This is a genomic window from Neobacillus sp. MER 74, from assembly GCF_023714155.1.
Window position 1 is genome coordinate 1 of sequence record NZ_JAMAUV010000073.1, and the last position, 461, is coordinate 461.

Consider the following 461-nt stretch of genomic DNA (forward strand, 5'->3'; position numbering starts at 1 on the left):
TCACCAAAGTGACCGATGACATCGGCCGTCGTCAGACCTTCAACACCGCCATCGCGGCAATCATGGAGCTGATGAACAAGCTGGCGAAAGCGCCGCAGGAAGATGAGCAGGATCGTGCGCTGATGCAGGAAGCTCTGCTGGCGGTGGTGCGTATGCTCAACCCGTTCACTCCGCACGCCAGCTTCACCCTGTGGCGTGAGCTGAACGGCGAAGGCGATATCGACAACGCGCCGTGGCCGGTAGCGGATGAGAGCGCGATGGTGGAAGACAGCACCCTCGTCGTCGTCCAGGTCAATGGCAAAGTTCGTGGTAAAATTACCGTTGCGGTAGATGCAACTGAAGAGCAGGTTCGCGAGCGCGCCGGCCAGGAACATCTGGTGGCGAAATATCTCGACGGTAAAACCGTGCGTAAAGTGATTTACGTTCCCGGTAAACTGCTCAATCTGGTCGTTGGTTAAGCG

General features: G+C 57.5%; 1 protein-coding gene. It reads left to right on the forward strand.

Annotation, left to right across the window (positions count from 1 at the left end; translation table 11 throughout):
• On the forward strand, positions 1-458 hold a 458-nt coding region (locus M3610_RS27515; RefSeq protein ID WP_251463643.1), incomplete at its 5' end, for a class I tRNA ligase family protein.
• Positions 459-461: the final 3 nt, after the last annotated feature.